This is a genomic window from Flagellimonas profundi (assembly GCF_017313275.1).
Lineage (GTDB): Bacteria > Bacteroidota > Bacteroidia > Flavobacteriales > Flavobacteriaceae > Flagellimonas > Flagellimonas profundi.
The window spans coordinates 508318-527735 of record NZ_JAFLNM010000001.1 but is presented as its reverse complement, the minus strand read 5'-3'; the positions used below and the strand labels follow the sequence as shown (position 1 = coordinate 527735).

At 41.6% G+C, this 19418-nt stretch carries 16 protein-coding genes; 7 read left to right on the top strand and 9 right to left on the bottom strand.

The window, feature by feature from the left end:
* Positions 1-24 precede the first annotated feature (24 nt).
* Together J0654_RS02370 and J0654_RS02365 are read right to left on the bottom strand one after the other, a co-directional pair.
* Positions 25-1287: a hypothetical protein gene (locus J0654_RS02370; RefSeq protein WP_207026167.1), complete on the bottom strand. Its 1263-nt coding sequence runs from the start codon at positions 1285-1287 to the stop codon at positions 25-27.
* A gap of 36 nt (positions 1288-1323) precedes the next feature.
* Positions 1324-1926, bottom strand: a complete 603-nt coding sequence (locus tag J0654_RS02365; protein ID WP_207026166.1) for a YceI family protein — start codon at positions 1924-1926, stop codon at positions 1324-1326.
* Between the two features lie 333 nt (positions 1927-2259).
* Here J0654_RS02365 and ppdK point away from each other — a divergent pair, with 333 nt between their 5' ends.
* The 7 genes from ppdK to J0654_RS02330 all read left to right on the top strand — a co-directional run bounded on the left by ppdK (position 2260) and on the right by J0654_RS02330 (position 10197).
* The gene (gene ppdK / locus J0654_RS02360) at positions 2260-4980 is read left to right on the top strand and encodes a pyruvate, phosphate dikinase (protein WP_207026165.1); all 2721 of its coding nucleotides are present in this window, start codon (positions 2260-2262) and stop codon (positions 4978-4980) included.
* A 139-nt stretch (positions 4981-5119) separates the two neighbouring features.
* The gene (locus J0654_RS02355; RefSeq protein ID WP_207026164.1) at positions 5120-6001 is read left to right on the top strand and encodes a cation diffusion facilitator family transporter; all 882 of its coding nucleotides are present in this window, start codon (positions 5120-5122) and stop codon (positions 5999-6001) included.
* A gap of 60 nt (positions 6002-6061) precedes the next feature.
* A complete protein-coding gene (locus J0654_RS02350; protein ID WP_207026163.1) occupies positions 6062-7792 on the top strand; it encodes an alpha/beta hydrolase-fold protein in 1731 nt (576 codons plus the stop codon).
* A gap of 4 nt (positions 7793-7796) precedes the next feature.
* The gene (locus J0654_RS02345) at positions 7797-8513 is read left to right on the top strand and encodes a DUF6090 family protein (protein WP_207026162.1); all 717 of its coding nucleotides are present in this window, start codon (positions 7797-7799) and stop codon (positions 8511-8513) included.
* A gap of 107 nt (positions 8514-8620) precedes the next feature.
* Positions 8621-9463: a C-GCAxxG-C-C family protein gene (locus tag J0654_RS02340; protein ID WP_207026161.1), complete on the top strand. Its 843-nt coding sequence runs from the start codon at positions 8621-8623 to the stop codon at positions 9461-9463.
* Between the two features lie 5 nt (positions 9464-9468).
* Positions 9469-9966 carry a hypothetical protein gene (locus J0654_RS02335; protein WP_207026160.1) on the top strand — a complete coding sequence of 166 codons (498 nt, stop codon included), beginning with the start codon at positions 9469-9471 and terminating at the stop codon, positions 9964-9966.
* A gap of 42 nt (positions 9967-10008) precedes the next feature.
* Complete coding sequence (locus tag J0654_RS02330; protein WP_207026159.1) at positions 10009-10197, top strand: hypothetical protein; 189 nt, start codon at positions 10009-10011, stop codon at positions 10195-10197.
* A gap of 4 nt (positions 10198-10201) precedes the next feature.
* On the opposite strand, the gene J0654_RS02325 is transcribed toward J0654_RS02330, so the two are convergent.
* The 7 genes from J0654_RS02325 to J0654_RS02295 form a co-directional block, all read right to left on the bottom strand.
* Positions 10202-11956, bottom strand: coding sequence for a hypothetical protein (locus J0654_RS02325; protein WP_207026158.1), 1755 nt, complete (start codon positions 11954-11956; stop codon positions 10202-10204).
* Entirely contained in the window at positions 11949-14183 is a 2235-nt protein-coding gene (locus J0654_RS02320; RefSeq protein WP_207026157.1) for a tryptophan-rich sensory protein, read from the bottom strand. The genes J0654_RS02325 and J0654_RS02320 overlap by 8 nt, the downstream gene beginning before the upstream one ends.
* On the bottom strand, positions 14180-15460 hold the full coding sequence (locus tag J0654_RS02315) for a BatA domain-containing protein (protein ID WP_207026156.1): 1281 nt from the start codon (positions 15458-15460) through the stop codon (positions 14180-14182). The genes J0654_RS02320 and J0654_RS02315 overlap by 4 nt, the downstream gene beginning before the upstream one ends.
* Positions 15461-16360 (bottom strand): DUF58 domain-containing protein, encoded by a 900-nt coding sequence (locus J0654_RS02310; protein WP_207026155.1) that lies wholly within the window; start codon positions 16358-16360, stop codon positions 15461-15463.
* Positions 16360-17364 (bottom strand): AAA family ATPase, encoded by a 1005-nt coding sequence (locus tag J0654_RS02305; RefSeq protein ID WP_207026154.1) that lies wholly within the window; start codon positions 17362-17364, stop codon positions 16360-16362. Before J0654_RS02305 ends, J0654_RS02310 begins: the two co-directional genes overlap by 1 nt.
* Positions 17365-17374: 10 nt before the next feature.
* Positions 17375-17995 (bottom strand): DUF4159 domain-containing protein, encoded by a 621-nt coding sequence (locus J0654_RS02300; protein WP_207027927.1) that lies wholly within the window; start codon positions 17993-17995, stop codon positions 17375-17377.
* A gap of 88 nt (positions 17996-18083) precedes the next feature.
* On the bottom strand, positions 18084-19400 hold the full coding sequence (locus tag J0654_RS02295) for a TldD/PmbA family protein (protein ID WP_207026153.1): 1317 nt from the start codon (positions 19398-19400) through the stop codon (positions 18084-18086).
* Between the last annotated feature and the right edge of the window lie 18 nt (positions 19401-19418).

Sequence of the window (19418 nt, the reverse complement as noted above, 5' to 3'; positions counted from 1 at the left end):
TCCTAATCAATCATCAATCATGCTTTAGAAACTGATCACAGCTTCCAATAAAAGTCCGTTAAATTGACCTTCGTGGAAAATACTTGTGGTATCGTATCCATCGTATTGTTGGTTCACATATTCTATTTTGGCCAAAATATTCTTGGTCAAGAACACTCCACCTCCAAGTTGGAACCTATCTATGGTTACTTCTGATCCAGATGGATCGTCGGAAGTTACTGTGTTGTAACGGGTTGCCAAGTAGAAGTTTTCGTTGTTTCCAAATCTATAGATCAACTCTCCTGCCAATTGGGTAGCATTTCTATTGCTTGTCTCAGCATCTGTTTTTCCAGAAGCAGTCTCAAAGGTTCCGAAGAACTCCAATCCTTTATATTTCACGAATGGGTTGATCATAAAGGCGGTGATCTCGTTGTCAAACCCAGGATTATATCTACCTGATCTAAAGTTGCTGGATGCTCTTGCTTCGGTATCCTCCATTACCAAATAGTATCTCGATCCTGCACGGTCAGCACTGTACAAGTATACTCTACTTGATTTTCCTGTGCTGTACATAGAACCTGTAATTCTTAATCTCAAGTCCTCATTGATTTGGCCGTCATATCCTAATTTAGCGAGGATGGAAGCTCCTGTGGTTTCTGGGTTACTAACAGCTTGGTTTAATTTACCGTTAGAAAGTCCGAACATACCAATGAATCCGTTTTTTCTATAGTAAACTTCTCCACCAACCTCTGTGGTAAATGCATCCATGATCAAGTTACCAACAAATGGATTGTGCATGGCTTGTGAGTTGTCACTTCTTCTAAAGTGAGTATCACCATAGTTGTTTTCCATGTGACCCACTTTAATGGTAAGGTACTTCATGGCATCTTCCAAGAACCCAGGACTGATGAAATCCAAATTATCCACTTGGAAATATCCTCCTTTTACATAGGGTTCTGGGTGGTGACGAGAAGACAAATATGTTCTTAAGTGCATTCTCACACCTTTGGCCAAGGCCACATCCAAATCCAAGTTGGCAGTAGCCAGGTTAAAGTTATCGCCAATGGGAATAAGTTCTACAGCGCCAGAGTTTTCATGGTTTAATGCTTGAAACTGTAAGGTTGAGGAGCCCCCTACCCTTACTTTTACCCCATCAAAAGTTAGGACAGAGTCTTTAGGAGCTTCAAAAACATTGATTCCATTTTTGTCCGGTGAACGGAAATTATCGAGTTGACGATTTTGGGAATATCCCGATAGGCCTACTAGGAAAGCGGCAGCTAATAATCCGTATTTTGCATATTTTTTCATTGTTGTAGATTTATTTAGTTGAGTATTAAGATTAAATTATTTCCAAACTGTGTTAAAGTGAACCTCTATTTCATCACCAGTTGTGATAGTACCTAAAAGTGCCTTGGGAGGTTCAATACCAAAATCGGTCATTTTCAAGGCTTTTTTTCCTTCCAACAATACTTTGTCGCCATTAAGGGTTAGATCAAAAGGCAGATCAATAGTATTTGAGTATCCTGAGATGGTCAGGTCTCCAGTTGCAATAACTTTATATTTATTAGAAGAGGAACCTATCGGGGAAACACTTTTCACGTTTTTCAATTGAAATACGATTTCTTTGTGCTTTTTTGTATTCAACGCTTTGTACGTGTTCTTGTCCATCGCCCCTTTCCCACTCTTTAAACTTTCGGCTTCAACCGTAAACTTCAAAGTGGCAATTTTAGGGAGATCACCTGTGTTGTCCAAAGCGATAGAACCTGATTTTTGTTCGGCTACTTCTTCCCAGTCATGCAAGGTGGAAGTACCTGTTACCATAACCTCACCTTCACTTTTGCTGATTTGATAGCTCTGTGCGGCAAGTGCGATCGGAATCAATCCGAATGTCATCAACAAAATGACTGACTTAATCGAGAACGTTCTTTTTTTAAATTGTGATTGCATAGTATTTCGGTTTTGTTGGGGACAAAGTTCTAATATGGAACAATTGTAAAAGATGATAAATGTCAGTATTTTCATAAATATCTGATTTTCAGTAACAAAAGTTACAAAAAACTTATATTTTATTGGATTTTAATGGGTTATCAAATGCATTTTTCATTTAATTCCCCCATTCTGGATACATGGGAACCGATACATCCTTGAATGCTTTTAAATATGCTCTCCAAAACTCAGGTAACACCTGAAACACTGACATTTATCATGTTATGGACCGTCAACACCATCTAATTTTACATGCAGAATTTAGCATTTATCAATCTCTTAATAGATATACAGATGGAAACACTTACAGAAAACCAACTCAGCGTTTATTCTTTCGGCAACAAAAAGGCCGATGGAGGTCGAGACATGAAGGAACTGCTTGGTGGTAAAGGAGCTAACTTGGCCGAAATGAGCCGAATTGGTATTCCTGTTCCCCCAGGCTTTACGATAACAACTGAAGTTTGTACACAATACAATGCAGAAGGTAAAGATGCTGTAATAGAACGTATAGAACCAGAAGTACGTAGCGCTATAAACAGTATTGAAGAAACCATGGGAACCATTTTTGGTGATGATGAAAACCCATTGTTGATATCGGTGCGTTCAGGAGCCAGGGTTTCAATGCCCGGTATGATGGACACCGTGCTCAACCTTGGTTTGAACGATGAATCCATTAAAGGCGTCATTAAAATGACAGGAAACGAAAGATTTGCCTGGGATTCTTACCGTAGATTCATCCAAATGTACAGTAGCGTGGTGATGGGGCTCAAACCAGAGTCAAAAGATGACCTAGATCCTTTTGAAGAAATCATTGACCATTTAAAGGACAAAAGAAGAATTGAACAAGACACACAATTCACCGTTCAAGATCTTCAAGATTTAGTTTACGACTTTAAGGATATTGTCAAAAAAAGAACAGGAAAGCCCTTCCCTAGCAATCCATGGGATCAATTATGGGGCGCCATAACAGCTGTTTTTGATAGTTGGAACGGTGACAGAGCCATCTATTACAGAAAAATGCACGGGTATCCCGAAGATTGGGGAACAGCGGTAAACGTTCAGGCCATGGTATTTGGCAATATGGGCGAAGATTCCGGAACCGGTGTATGTTTTACCAGAGATGCCGGAACCGGGGAAAATAAGTTCAACGGCGAATACCTCATCAATGCACAAGGTGAGGACGTGGTTGCCGGAGTCCGTACACCACAACAAATTACCTTATTGGGGTCTCAACGATGGGCCAAACTTGCTCAAATAGAAGAAGAAGATCGTAAGGAGAATTACCCTTCTTTGGAAGAGTTGATGCCCAATATATATAAGGAACTATTTGAATACCAAAACAAACTGGAAACGCATTACCAAGATATGCAGGATATGGAATTTACCATTCAACAAGGTAAACTCTGGATTTTGCAGACCCGTAATGGTAAGCGTACCGGTGCCGCCATGGTAAAAATTGCCATGGACTTGCTCAAAGAAGGATTAATAGATGAGAAAAAGGCCCTGATGCGCATAGAGCCGAACAAACTAAACGAACTGTTGCACCCCATCTTTGATCCCAAAGCTTTGCAAGAAGCCGAAGTAATTGCCCAAGGTTTGCCAGCATCACCTGGTGCTGCTACCGGCCAGATTGTTTTCTTTGCCGATGAGGCCGACAAGTTTAAAAACAGCATTTTGGTACGCGTGGAAACCTCACCGGAAGATGTAGAGGGTATGAACGTTGCCAAGGGAATCGTTACCGCACGGGGGGGTATGACCTCACACGCAGCGGTTGTGGCAAGGGGTATCGGTAAATGTTGCGTTTCCGGTGCAGGGGCACTGAAAATCAATTATAAAACCCGCACCCTTAAAGTAGATGGCCACGAATACCACGAAGGCGACTGGATTTCCATCAATGGTTCTACGGGTAACATCTTGGAGGGTAAAGTAGGTACCAAAGAGCCCGAATTAAGTGGTGAATTTGCCGAACTTATGGATTTGGCCGACAAATTTGCACAATTGGAAGTACGTACCAATGCCGATACTCCCAAAGATGCTGAAATTGCCCGAAATTTTGGGGCAAAAGGTATTGGGTTGACCCGTACTGAGCATATGTTCTTTGAGGTAGACCGCATTAAGGCTATGCGCGAAATGATCTTGGCCGACACCGTTAAAGGTCGTAAACAAGCACTTAAGGAACTGCTACCTATGCAGCGCGGCGACTTTGAGGGAATATTCCGTGCCATGAAAGGCTATCCCGTAACCGTTAGGTTGTTGGATCCACCTTTGCACGAATTTGTACCTCACCAATTGGCCACACAAAAAGAGCTTGCGGATGATCTTCATATTTCTTTGTCTTCGGTAAAAGCCAAGGTTGCAGAGTTGGTGGAATTCAACCCCATGTTGGGCCACCGTGGATGTAGATTGGGAAATACGTATCCAGAAATAACCGAGATGCAAACCCAGGCGATTTTGGAGGCAGCACTCAACCTTAAAAAGGAAGGTATAGAAACCAAACCTGAAATTATGGTTCCTTTGGTTGGCACAGTGGAAGAATTTGTACAACAAAAAGAAGTGATTGATAATACCGCCCAAGCGTTGTTTAAAAAACGAAATGATACCGTGGAATACTCCGTAGGTACTATGATCGAAACCCCAAGAGCGACGTTGGTTGCAGGTGATATTGCCGAAGTTGCCGATTTCTTCTCCTTCGGAACCAATGACCTTACACAAATGACCTTTGGTTATTCAAGGGACGATTCAGGAAAATTCCTGCCCATTTACCTTGAAAAAGGCATTCTAAAAGCTGATCCTTTTGAAGTATTGGACCAAGAAGGTGTTGGACAGTTGGTTGAACTTGGAACAAAAAGAGGTCGGGAAAAACATGCTGGTCTTAAAGTAGGAATCTGTGGAGAACATGGTGGCGAACCTAGCTCCGTTGGTTTCTGTCAAAAAGTGGGAATGAACTACGTTAGCTGTTCACCATATAGAGTTCCGATTGCTCGTGTAGCAGCGGCTCAAGCAGTAATTTCATAATGTAAATAGACCTAACCATTCTGTTTTTTTAGAATCCCCGACTTTCGAATATGTTTCAAGGTCGGGGATTTTTTAAGTCAAAATTTTCAACACCAATTCAATCTCTAATGATGATCTTTGCAAAGAAATCCGTAATAAAATGAGTAACGAAAAAACTGCCATAAGAACGACTTATTTCAGCCTTCTTGGTAATTTTAGTTTAGCCTTGATAAAAGGTTTGGCCGGATTTTTTGGAAACTCCTATGCCTTGATCGCTGATGCCATAGAATCGACAACGGATATTTTTTCTTCATTTTTGGTTTTGTTGGGGTTTAAATATGCAGAAAAACCGCCCGATGAGAACCATCCGTATGGCCATGGTAAAATAGAACCACTCATTACATTCATTGTTGTAGCCTTTTTGGTCACCTCCGCCACGATCATTGCGTACGAAAGTATTCAGCATATACAAACCCCACACAAAATACCGGAGCCATGGACATTGATTGTTTTAGGTGCCATTATTCTTTGGAAAGAGATATCATATCAGGTTGTTATACGGAAAAGTAAACAGACCCAAAGCTCTTCTCTTAGAGCGGATGCTTGGCACCACAGAAGTGACGCCATCACATCAGTAATGGCCTTTTTTGGTATTTCCATTGCACTAATATTTGGTGAAGGTTATGAGACAGCTGATGATTGGGCCGCCCTTTTGGCATCAGGATTTATTTTGTACAATAGTTATTTGATATTTCGTCCGGCCCTGGGAGAAATTATGGACGAACACCAGTACGATGATCTAATTTTGGATATTAGAAAAAAGTCGTCCGAAGTAGAAGGTGTTTTGGGAACTGAAAAATGTTTTATCCGTAAGTCCGGCATGAGGTTCCACGTTGACCTACATGCCATAGTAGATGGCAAGATACCTGTAGAACGAGGTCACTGGATTGCCCATAACCTAAAAGATCATCTAAGAAAGGAAATCCCCAATTTAGGACATGTATTGATTCATATAGAACCGAATGAATACACTCACAAATAGGGACTTATGCTTTGGTTAATGGGTTAAATGGATTATCTTATTCATCTAAACCTAACTATCATGACCAAGCTCTCCATCCTTTTTTTCAGTTGTTTTTTATTGTTGATTTCCTGTAATACGGATGAAAAATCAAAATATGGCATCGCTGTAAGTTTTGATGAAACCGTTGGTGCCGAAAGTAAAGATGGGCGATTGCTCCTGATGCTTTCCACGGACGACGGCAAAGAACCGCGTTTTCAAATCAATGATGGCCTAAACACCCAACTTATTTTTGGAATGAACGTGGATGGGATGTCTGCTGGGGAACCCGTTCAATTTGATGAGTCTATTTTTGGTTATCCTTACCCTAGTTTATCGGAGGTTCCCCCTGGAGAATATAATGTTCAAGCATTATTGCACGTATATGAAACTTTTGATCTATCCACGGGACATACCGTAAAACTACCTATGGACAACGGGGAAGGACAACATTGGAACACCTCACCAGGAAACCTCTACAGTAAACCGTTTAAAATAACTGTTGGAGAAAATGGTATAACTAATGTTTCCGTGGTCATGGATCAAGAAATTCCTCCAATCCCCGAACCAGAGGATACAGAATGGATCAAGCACATTAAAATTAAATCGGAAAAATTATCGGAATTTTATGGAAGGGATATGTATTTGGGTGCCCATGTACTATTGCCCAAGGGTTTTGATGAGCATCCCGAAGCAAAATATCCGTTAATGGTCTTTCACGGACATTTTCCAAGTGATTTTGGAGGATTCCGCACTACGCCGCCCGACCCAAATCTGGAGCCAACGTATTCGGCCCGTTTTGATTTGGACGGTTATAATATTATTCAACAGCAAGAGGCATACGATTTTTACAAGCGCTGGAACGAACCCGATTTTCCGCGCTTCCTGATTATAGAAATTCAACACCCAACCCCCTATTACGATGATTCCTATGCGGTAAATTCCGCAAGTCAAGGACCTTACGGAGATGCCATTACCTATGAGCTTATTCCCTACATCGAAAAGGAGTTCCGCGGTATGGGCGAAGGTTGGTCACGCTTTTTGTACGGGGGTTCCACTGGAGGTTGGGAAGCCTTGGCGGTACAGGTCAAATATCCGGAAGAGTACAACGGTTGTTTTGCCGCTTGCCCGGACCCTATAGATTTTAGGGCCTATTGCCTTACCAATATTTATGAAGATGACAATGCGTATTATTACGATTCCGAGCACAAGAAATTAGAGGTTCCCTCCCATCGAAATTATTTGGGGGACATCCAATCCACATTGCGACAAGGAAACCATTTGGAACTGGTCTTGGGAGATAAATCCAGATCAGGACAACAATGGGATATTTGGGAAGCTACTTATTCCCCCCAAGGGGATGATGGCTACCCAGTTCGGATCTGGGACAAAATGACCGGTGACATCAATCATGATGTAGCTGAATATTGGAAAGAAAATTACGATTTGAGATATATTTTGGAACGTGACTGGGACAAATTAGGCCCACAGCTAAAAGGTAAAATCCACATCTATTGCGGCGACATGGACAACTATTATTTAAACAATGCGGTCTATTTGATGGAAGATTTTCTGGAAAGTACCAGCGAACCTTATTATGATGGTGAAGTTCTGTATGGCGACCGTGCGGAGCACTGTTGGAACGGGGATCCCGACCAGCCCAATGCCATTAGCCGCTTAAGGTATAATTCCATGTACGTACCAAAAATTATGAAACGTATTGCAGAAAGTGCGCCGCAAGGAGCAGACTTGACCAGTTGGAGATACGAATAAATCAATGATCACATTCTTTAGAAAAATCAGGAAGGACTTCCTTTCTCAAGGAAAAATGGGAAAGTATTTAAAATACGCCATTGGAGAAATTGTTTTGGTGGTCATTGGTATTTTGATTGCTTTACAAGTAAATGATTGGAACGAAAACAGAAAAAGTAATGTTTTTGAGCAGGAAATGCTTGCCCAAATACAGGAAAACATAGGAAATGATAAAATTTCCCTTAAGAAAATCCAGGATAATTTTAAAAAAGCGATTACCTCCATCGATAAAATTATGGATCATCAACAGTATAAACACCCCGATAGTTTGAAGTTTTGGCTGGGGGATATCGTCCAGTTCGAAAGGTTCGCCTCAATAACCAATTCCTACGAAGCCCTAAAATCCAACGGATTGGATAAAATGTCGGACAACGAGCTGCGGTTGCTTTTAAGTAATTATTACGACAATGATATAAAGCAAGTAAGTAGGTCAATCACCGATGTGGAATACTCATTTCTGACCGATTGGAAACCATTGTTACAGGAAATATCCCTCGTTGACTTTAAGTTTCGGGAGTATGTCATAGTTACGGACCCAACCATTTTTGATACCCATTCCAAAGCACGTAACAACTTAATCTTGAACAAAGACAATTACGCAGGAGGAGTCAATCGAATTTCCACCGTCATCCAATCCATTGAAAAAATCGAGCATAGGTTGTCAATGCTAACGGATGAATAGCATATCCTGAGGAATGCAGTTTATCGTTTTCCATCAAACTAACCTATATCATAGGATTGTATTTTGAATCGCATTACCTTCTAAAGGTCAAATTCAAAATATACCCCATGGATACTGATATAAAAATACCTGAAGAGGGTCCAAAGGACGGTAAAAAAGTATTTAAAAAGCTAAGAACGTGCTCCCGAACCTTTTTCTACATTTTGAACCGTGAATTTGGTCATTTAAAAGAGCAAGAAGAGCGTGCATCGGACTCTTTGGCCGGAGGAATTATGCAAGAGGGTCATCAATGCGGTATGCTTTGGGGAGCATCCTTAGCAATTGGGGCCGAGGCCTATAGGCAATGTAAGGATAAAAACCAAGCTATTTTCGTGGCCGTCCATGCCACAAAAAAAGTAATGGACTCATTTTCAGAACGAGAGCATACCATAAATTGTCGCGATATTACCCACTGTGACTTTTCCAGTAATTTAAGTATGGCCAAATACTTTTTTACCGGAAGGTTTTTGCACTGCTTCAATCTAGCCGAACAATGGGCACCAGAGGCAGTAAAATCGGCTATTCAAGGTATATCGGAGAGTAAAAGCGAAACATCGGGGGAATGCCATAGCTGTGCTTCCGAGGTTGCCAAAAAAATGGGGGCAAGTGATGAAGAGTCCATTATGGTAGCCGGATTTGCAGGAGGCCTTGGTTTAAGTGGGGCTGCATGTGGAGCTTTGGCTGCAGCAATTTGGATGAAATCCCTCCAATGGTGCCGTGAAGTAGCTGAAAGATCGTCCATGGACAACCCCTACGCAAAAGAAACTTTGGATACATTTTATCAATATACCAATTCAAACATTTGTTGTTCCCAAATAATAGGCAAGCAATTTGAACATATTGAGGAGCATACAAGGTTTATAAATAATTCCGGATGTGAAGAACTTATAAATGTTCTGTCAAATTCTTAAAAAGAATGGAGCTCTTAAAAGAAAATCTTATCCCATGGTCCATAAGCAACGGTATCGCCCTAGTTGTTCTGGCAACATCTTTTCGATGGACAAAACTGACTCGTTTGTTCTTTTTTATATTATTTGCCTGGGCCAGTTGGTTAAACTATACCACTGCTCATAAAACACCCGACTACTATTTGATTTATGCCACCCTGACCCCTTTTGAAGGGTATCACAATTTCATAATACATTGGTTCAAGTCCAACATTGTTACTACTGTTACCTTAATATCGATAGGACAGGGACTCATCGCCTTTGGTATTATCTTGAAGGGCATGGTTGTTAAAATAGCATGTGCAGGAGCCATACTATTCTTTATTGCCATTGCTCCATTGGGTATTGGTTCGGGATTTCCTGCAACGCTAATAGCCGCAGCAGCTACCTTTTTAATAGTAAAAAAAGATAATTTGGATTATTTGTGGCACTTTAAAAAACAAAATAGTAAACACAAAGAGCTTTAAAATGAATCAAACTACAGTTAATCTATAAAACCTACAATCAAAATGGAAAAAAGAGAAGCGTATAGGAAATACATTTATATGGGAATTACCGTAATTTCTATAGGAGTTGTTCTCTCAGCAACCTTCGAAGGAAATGTTGAATCTTTGGGAAATGTTCTTGTAGCAGTTGGTGGATTGTTATTTATTGTTGGAATGAGCAAAAAGAAAAGGGAGGAAAAAGACAATCAATAAAAAACTAATCAACCAATTTTGGCTCCAGCCACAACCAGCCCATACACAAAAGAAGTACTATATAAAACCACAATGGTGATATAGGCACCAATTCCTTTTTTGTTGCAGAAACGGAGGCAGCAAAACTGCTTGTCTTGCCAAACGCACGGTAATTGGCTTTTAAAGTCTCGGACTTGGTAATAGACTGCAACTGATCTCGGCCATAGACGAAATATGAAAATGGTGCAATGGAATCATGGGAAACCTGTAATTGGTTCCACCCTGTTTTTCGAGGATATTGCGTCCCTGTCCATTTATGGGTCATTAAATCATCCTGAAGTAAAGAAATAGCCTCCCCCTCATCGGTTTTCACGGTCAAATCGTTTAAAGCAGTATACAGCTCAAATTCAAAAGGCTGGTCTGGTCTTGGATATTTGGTAATACTTGACCATTCCGCTACATTTTGTTGTTCCTTCGCCATACTGTTCAAGATTTGAGTCCAGATATGGGCATAAAGCGGTTCGTTTCCATCCAAGACCAGTTGATAGGTGTTTTGGAGCAATGTGGTGCCCACCTTACCCATTTGCACCGGTACATAAGCGGCCACAGCAGCGGAATCTACGAGAACTTCCTGCGTTCGAACTTCTTCTTGAAATGTAAATGGATATTTTTGTAAGGTTTGTTCCAATTCCCCAAACGTGATCTCCGTTAAAAAATCCCGATTGAATTTAAATGGAGAATTACTGTCTCCAAGTCTGAACAAGCTTTCATTGGGTTGGATAAAAACACCCAGTCCGTTTGATTCGACAATCTCTTCCATAGCTGCTTTTGATGCTCTTCCAAGACCAGTGTAAGAATCCGTATCGATAATCAAAAGATCATAATCCTTTAAATTTTCGGAGGTAAAACCATAAATAGGGTTCGATGCTCCGTTGAAGTACTCGAACTTGTACTTGCCTTTGGTAAGTTGCGTGCGCGCCAAGACTTCATGGCCCCGCTCAGTCAAGAAATTCTTAAGGTATTTGGTCTCAAAAGTTGGGAAGGTATTGATCAACAATACTTTTAAGGGCTCACCTGCCACCACTTTAAGGGGAAGGGGCTCATCCGAGAGTACCCCATCCTCATTCTTCACCAAAAGATGGTATACAAACTCTCCACTTACTTTGGGAGTGGTCCTGAATGTGACCACTTGCTCCCCTAATTCCTCAAAAGGGACCGAGTCTAAAGGATTTCCACCATTGTCGGTCAAAACGGCCAAATGCCCAATTTTCGGATTGGAGTATTTGGCGTTTATTTCCAGTGACTCCCCTAAAATTGCTTCATTCCTATTCGAAGAGATGGCCGTCCACCCTCCCACCTTTTTGCCACCCAAAAAGGCAACGGATTTATCCTGTATTTGCCATAAATCAAAAGGAACCAACCCATGACCTAGAAGAAACAGTGAGTCCGCATCTTCCAAAATCGACAAAGTTCTTCCTTTGGTGTACTCCTCCATTGGAATCCGTTTGTAAATGGCTGTTAAACTGTCCAGTTGGGCGGGTCGATATCCTTCTGTCAATATGATTGCTTTACCCCTTGTGGCTTCTTGATGGGTACTTGGCTTCAATACAATCATAACGAGTGAAACAATGGCTGAAAATGCGGCAACAAACTTTACCCAAAACCTTCTTTCCTTTCGTTGAGACCATTCTTTCCAAACAAAAACCACAAAAAGTAACAGTCCGATCAAAACAACGGGCCATAAGAGATGCTGATTCAAAAATACCACACCATCACTCATATATATACAATTCTTTTAAATACAATAGATTGATTTCGTCTTGGTATTTTGCTTTTTTCATAGGGTTGTCATCCACTTGAGGCAACACGGACAAAAGATTTTTCTGAACCATCCGGTAATTTTCTTCGGTTCTGTTGACGGCTTTTTCCAAGTCTCGCAACCCCTGCAATACTTTCAAATATTTTAACGGTTCCGAGATGGCCTTTTGTGCCAATTCGTTTCCCGCATCAACAAAAAGAGCGCTATCGGTATCCGAAAATGATGATTCGTTTTTTATCAAAACCTCCAAACGTGAAATAGCCTCCCTGGTCGAAGCAAAAGACATTTGGTATGCATACGCTTCCTGTTTATCAAAATTGGTGATATCTTCAATATCGCCGCTCAACCTGTTCTCCTCTTTAATAGGGGGTGGGTCAAAACCAATGCGGTGTACATAGATTCGAGCACTGTTTTTAATATCCTGAATTATTTTGAGCGCATCATATTGATGTGGCAACGATTTTTCGGGCTCGTAGAGTCTCAGGTATAGTTCGGCATCCCACATAATGTTCAAGGCATCCCTAAGCTTTGCTTTTAAGGATTTCTCGAACAAGGTCGACTCCTCCGGGTCCGAATGATTGTGCAGATAATCATGAAGTGGGTCCTCCTCTTCTACTTGTCCCTCATTTTCATGGTCGTGCTCTTCAACCAGATTATGTTCGTTCTCATTATCGTGTTTATGACTGTATCCATCCAAAAGATCTTCCTCACCTTCTTCCCCAGAATGTTCCTCAGTATCTCCCTCTTCAGTAGATGAAACCTGCCCAGGGGCCGCTTGCATTTCGGTCTCATCCCCCATAAACTGTCCATACTTTAAGCGTAGCTGTTTTTGGTCAAAACCCAATTCATTGCTTCTGAACTTGAAATCCTTTTCGGAAATATTGGGTCGATCGGCAATCAATTTTTCGGTATCTATAATCAATTGACGTTGGCTCCTAAAATAGTCGGGCATCAAGTCAACGCCCAAATTTCCCTCCACTGCAAATGCATCGGTAATGGTATCGCGGATTACAGCAAAATATGTTTCGCTGCGCGCAATGTTCGGTGATGGTGCTTTTTGATCAAGTGCCTCTACATAAAAATAAAGTTCGTCCCCCGGCTCCATTTTAAGGGCATCTAGATCCAATTGTTTTTTAAGCTGAAGTAACTTTTCCCCTTTGGGAATAGCGTTATCAAATGATAGTGTCTCCTCCCTGAACTTTACCGACTCACCTGACCCCCTACTTACCGTTGCAACAATGTAGGCGTCGGCAATCCCAAAATCATCGGAAATATTGGTGTTCAACATCAAGCGTTTGTCGTCATCGAATTCGAAGTAGCTATAATTGTCCAAGCCCTCAATTTGAACCATGGGTGGTTCATCCGTTACCATTTCCAAGGAATATAGATTGCTCACATAGTCGTTCCCATCAGCATCTTTAAAAGTAAAACTATAAAATCCAGAGGCTTCCAAAGTCTTGCTCAATCGATATCCAGTCTTTTTTTCTGTAAAACTGATGCGCTCTCCCATCAGGTCCATTTCCACTTCCTTTACCCTTCCTTCAAATTTTAGGTTCCAAACAATTCTGGAGCCTTGCACCGCTTTAATGTTAGGGTCCGTTGTATTCAATGGTGCTTTTTTAGTATAATTTGGATACTCAACGGTAATGCTAGTACCCGTCAATTCAGGAATTTTAAGAGTGGCGGATAGGCTATCTTTCGGTGCAAAAGTGATTTGTTCCTTATTGGATGGTGTCGCGTTTAACGGACTTTCCACCTTGTCCAGTATAAAACTTCCTGCAAGTCCCAATAAAATCAATCCAAACATTGCAAGAGTCGCCCGGAGCAAATTATGGGGAGGTCTTAGTTTGGACAAAACAGGTTGTAATTGCTCTGCTATGAGATATTGCTGTAGCTTGGACAGATTGGAGAGTTCATGGGCCGGCGACAACAAAAGACCGCTGCTATATCCGGCCTGGGGCAAATGGGCATCAATATAAGCTACGGCGTTTTCCGAACTTATATTCCATGGTTTTAAAACAAAAACAGCAATTACCGCAGCGATGGCGACCCCAATAATTCCATAGAACAGATTATGGGTCAACAGGTATACCAAACCACCAAACCCGACAGCATAGAACATTGCTTCCACATACATGGTTTGCTGCCATCGGCGCTGAAATTGTTTTATGCCCCCTGCTCCAATCATTGTTTTTTATAATTCGCTATCAACCGCTCCAGAATCATCAAACCTGCAAGCAAACAAAATACCCACAGCGAAATATCGATCATGGTCGCCCTTTCCCGTTTCCGTTTAGGTTCCACATAATTGGGTTTGATTTCCGTCTCATCCAATTGCCTTACATCAACTTCACGTACCAATGCCTTTAATTCCATGTTCAAATCCAAAATATCCAATAACTGTTCCGGCAAATGTTGTTCCACCGTGTTTTTAGGGTTTAATCTTGAAGTGAGATGATATGTGTTTTTTGTATTTGTCAATTCAATCAACTGTTTGGCCATAGGGTTTGGCCAATAAATCAACCATTTGCCTTTAGAATGGTCGTTTGCCTCATTACCCAACCAGATATTCAACGTTGTTTCATCGTTAGGTAATACATTTTCCTCTTTATGAATAATGATCTCCCGCTTTAAAAATGCTGAGAGGGCCCTAAAAGATGCTTCGATATAATTTCCTTCCCGTTCAAAATTTTCTTCTACATACATATTTACATGAAGTGTATCCAAACGTTTTAAAGGAACCGTTTTTGCATCACCGGAAAGTAAATGAAGACTATCGCCACTATCTACAATTTCAAAGCCATCGACCAACATTTCCCGATCGATCTTGGTTGAAACACTATTGCTGGAAGATATCATTAATTCAACTCCAGGTTCACCATTTAAAGCCAGCAAGGGCACATCCTGGGTTTCTTCGGATTCCATGACCACCCAATGGATTTTCTTTTGGGTATTGGGCCGCATGCCCCGAATTCCTTTTGCCAATGCCTTGGTAAACACCACAATACTATCGGAACGCAACGAATCCATTTTTTGCACCAGTTGCCAATAGTTGGGCTGCTCTTTATCACCGCTATAATCCGCATCCGCTTCCCATTCGGGAAAACCTTTTTTCAACAAAAAAACTGGGGAATCCTCTTGTAAACTATCCAAAATACTGCCTATGGATGACTCGTTGGCAATGGATGCCTCTACCAAATAGGTAATCTGTTTTTGATTGCCGTTGATACGCCATTGAGGACCTGCCATCAGCAAAACAATAAGTGCAACGATCAACATTCGAAGCAAAAGTAACAACCATTCATTCAACTGTATGCTGCTGGATTGCCGTGAATTGGATTCGTCCAATAACTGGATACTTCCAATTTTTACGGTCCTAGCCTCCTTCTTGCTCCACAAATGGATGGCCAAGGGAACCAAAAGTCCCAAAAGTGCCCAGAGATATGAAGGATTCGCAAAAACCATTTACACCAATCGTATTCGTTCCTTTAAAAAGAGCTGCAAAGCATCGCCCAAATCACTGTCCATTCTAAATAGATGATAGTGAACACCTTGGGAGAGTAACTGCTCTTTGGTCTGTTTTATTTTTTCTTCCAAGGTCCTCAAGTAGTCGGCTTTGGCCTTATTAACATCAACCTTTACTTTGGCCCCCGTTTCCAAATCTTCAAAAGTGACGGAGTTTTTATAATTAAAATCCATTTCTGCACCCGCCATAATTTGAAGTACCACTACCTCATTATGAGCGGTCTTCAAGTTCTTTACAAAGTCGGACAGTTCCGAAACATCTTCATACATATCAGTCAGGAAAAATACCAACTCCTTTTCTCCCCTATTGTGTATCCTACGCGAGGCAATAGAAAGTTCGGGCCATCTCCCTTTGGTGGATATCTTTAACAGTTCGAGCAATAAACGATTAAAATGTTTTTGGTCCGCTTTGGGGTAAATGCTCACAAAATCATCTTCATTTAAGGCAAAAAGACCTACGGAATCCCCCTGTTTTTGTGCCATATAGGACAGACAGGCTACCATGACACGTGCAAATTCCAATTTGGAAATCCCGTTTTCTTCGTGCTCCATGGATGCACTGGCATCTACAATAAACTTAACGGTTACATGACTTTCCACTTCGGATTGTTTAATGTAGTACCGCCCAGAGCGTGCCAACATTTTCCAATCGAGAAGCCTTAGGTCGTCCCCAGGTTCATAGCCTCGGTATTGACTGAATTCCATACCAGGCCCCACGCTCTTGCTCCGATGCAGACCAGAGGTATATCCTTCCACCACAATACGTGAAATCAAGCTAAGGCCCGATACAGTATTGATGACTTCCGGTTGTAAAAGGTCGTGGTAATCCCTGGCCGCCATTACTTATCCCTTAATTGAACTGCTTTCAATATTTCTTTTGTGACCGTATCCGAAGTAATTCCTTCGGCATCTGCCCTAAAGTTCACGAGAACCCTGTGCCGCAGTACCGGCATAGCCACAGTTTGCAAGTCTTCCAAAGTAACGGCCAATCGACCTTCCAGAAGTGCATTTGCCTTAGCGGTCAAGATCATGGCCTGACCTGCACGGGGACCTGCTCCCCAATCCACCCATTGTTTCACATAGTCCACCGAGGTCGTATCTGGACGGGTGGCCCGTATCACATCACTTACATATTGAATCAAACCATCACTAATGGAAACTTCACGGACCAATTGTTGCAATCTGATGATATCGTCCCCAGACAAAACCTTGTTCAATTGTGTCTTTTTGGTACCCGTAGTAGCCTTTAATATCTGTGTTTCCTCCTCATCCGTTGGATATCCGATTTTGATGTACAACAAGAATCTATCCTGTTGTGCTTCCGGCAATACAAAGGTTCCTGATTGTTCTATTGGGTTTTGTGTGGCCAATATAAAAAATGGTTTGTCCAACTGGTATGTTTTGTCCCCATAGGTCACTTCAAACTCCTGCATGGCCTCCAAAAGGGCTGCCTGTGTTTTTGGGGGCGTACGGTTGATTTCGTCCGCCAATATAATATTGGAGAAAATAGGCCCTTTATTAAACTTGAAGAACTTTTTGCCCGTGGTATGATCCTCCTCCAAAATTTCGGTTCCGATAATGTCCGAAGGCATAAGATCGGGCGTAAACTGTATCCGTTTGAATTTTAAGTCTATAGCGTTGGATAGTGTACGGATCATCAAAGTTTTGGCCAGTCCCGGAACACCCTCGAGCAAGGCATGCCCTCCCACTAGAAATGTAATCAGCAATTGGGAAACGGTCTCTTCTTGACCTATAATTACTTTGCCAATTTCCTTTTTGAGGGCGGTCAATTTTTCGGAAAGCCCTTCTACTTCATTTGCAATTTGTTGTAGTTCTTTATCCAAATTAGTATCGTTAAGAGGTTAAAGCATATAACACAATATTTACCCCAAATCGGGTATTGTCAATTTTGTACCAGCGTTTGTTTCTAAAGTCGTAATCCCATTCGCAGCCATAATCCTTATTACTGTATAGCACGCCGATTCTTCCATCGATTACAATGGCTTTGAGGTAATCGTGCACCAAATCGTCTCCCCAACCGTTAAGCTCTTGTGATGTAGTGGGCGGACCATCATCAAACTCAAAGAAAATGGTATAGATTTCGTGGTCATTGGGTATTTTTTTCAATGCTCCCGGGCCGAATATCTCTTCCATTTGGCGTTCGAAGGATTTGGCGAAGAGTCCATCAATATCATGATTACAGTCATCGGCAAACACAAAACCGCCATTGCGGACATATTTTTCAAAGTTTTCCCGTTCCTTCTTGGTGAACTGTACCAATTTATGGCCCGAAATATAACAAAAGGGGCTTTTAAAGATATCGTCGCTGGCCAGGGTAATGATTTTTTCTTGGGTATCCACCTTGAGGGTGGTATACTCGACCAGTGAATTCAACAGATTTGAAGGCATACGCTGGTCCACATCCCAATCTCCCGATTCATACTGTAAGCGTGTAAAAAAGAATTCGTTATCCAATGCCATTTGGGTCGTAGGCTAAAAATTGCCAAAATAAAAACTGGCGATCAGGGCTAACCTGACCACCAGTTTGTTTTAATTCCAATGTTTATACCGCGTCCGAAAGACTGGTGAACGTAAAGTCACGAATCTTCATATAGGGTATTAAGTTGCCATTGACACGTACTTGTTGTCCAAGAGATTCCAAATTATTCAACATAATAATCGGGCTCTCATTGAACCTGAAGTTTTTCACTGGAAACTTGATTTGTCCATTTTCAATATAAAAAGTTCCGTCCCTGGTCAAACCGGTATACAATAAGGTTTGTGGGTCCACGCTTCGGATATACCAAAAGCGTGTTACCAAAATACCTTTTTTGGTTCCCTTTATCATATCCTCAAGGCTTTCATCTCCACCTTCCATAATACCGTTGCTAGGGAAAGGTACAGGATCTACACCTTTTTGTTCCGCCCAATAACGGCTGTAAGCCAAATTTTTGACCACTCCATTTTCTATCCAACTGGTTTTTTTGAGTGGTTGTCCAGCTCCGTTCCATGTAGATGTTGGTACATCGGGGTGCAATGGATCAGACCAAATATTGACACGTTCGTCCACTATTTTTTGACCGATTTTTGTTCCACCTTCTTTTGCGGACATAAAACTTCTACCTTCATCGGCAGATCTTGCATCAAAAGAGCGGAACATGTTTCTCAAAAGTCCAATCGATGCCGCAGGTTCCAAAATCACCGTATACTTTCCTGGTTCAATTGCTCGTGCCTCTCTCGACATAACAGCTTTATCGATAGCCACTTTTGATGCCTCATCAGCATCAAACTTGGAAATATCATTGTAATCTCTTGTTACCCAGCCCGAACCCGTACCATCATTGGTACGCATGGTTACAGTAAAGTCAACATCGGTGGATTGGTTATATGCAAACAGTCCGTTGGAGTTGATCATGGCCGAAAATTGGGCCGAATCGTCCAAAAATCCAGCTGCGGTCACATCTTTTGCTGCCGCGGGCGTAATACTGCTATTGGCAACTTCCGCCCTATATTCCGGGGTTACATTGGCCGTAGCTTCCTTAAACGTGATAGCTTCGTCATATTCTTGTGGTCCCAAGGGTGGCATAAACTCGGGGTTCTCTGGTGACAACTGAGCGAGTTCTTCCGCTCTTCTCACCACTTTTTCCAATGATGCATCATCGAACTCATCTATGGTTGCGGTACCCACCTTTTTACCAAAGCTTGATTGTACCGCTAAACTTTGGGTTGATCGATATCCTGCAGTGGACACGGTATTTCTCGCATATCGGATGTTACCGCTATTACTTCCACTTAGGTTTATTTCGCAGGCATCGGCTTTGGAAAAACTCAATGCTTTTTCCAAAATCTTTTTTGCTTCTTCTCTTGTATATATAGCCATTGTCTTATTATTTAATTT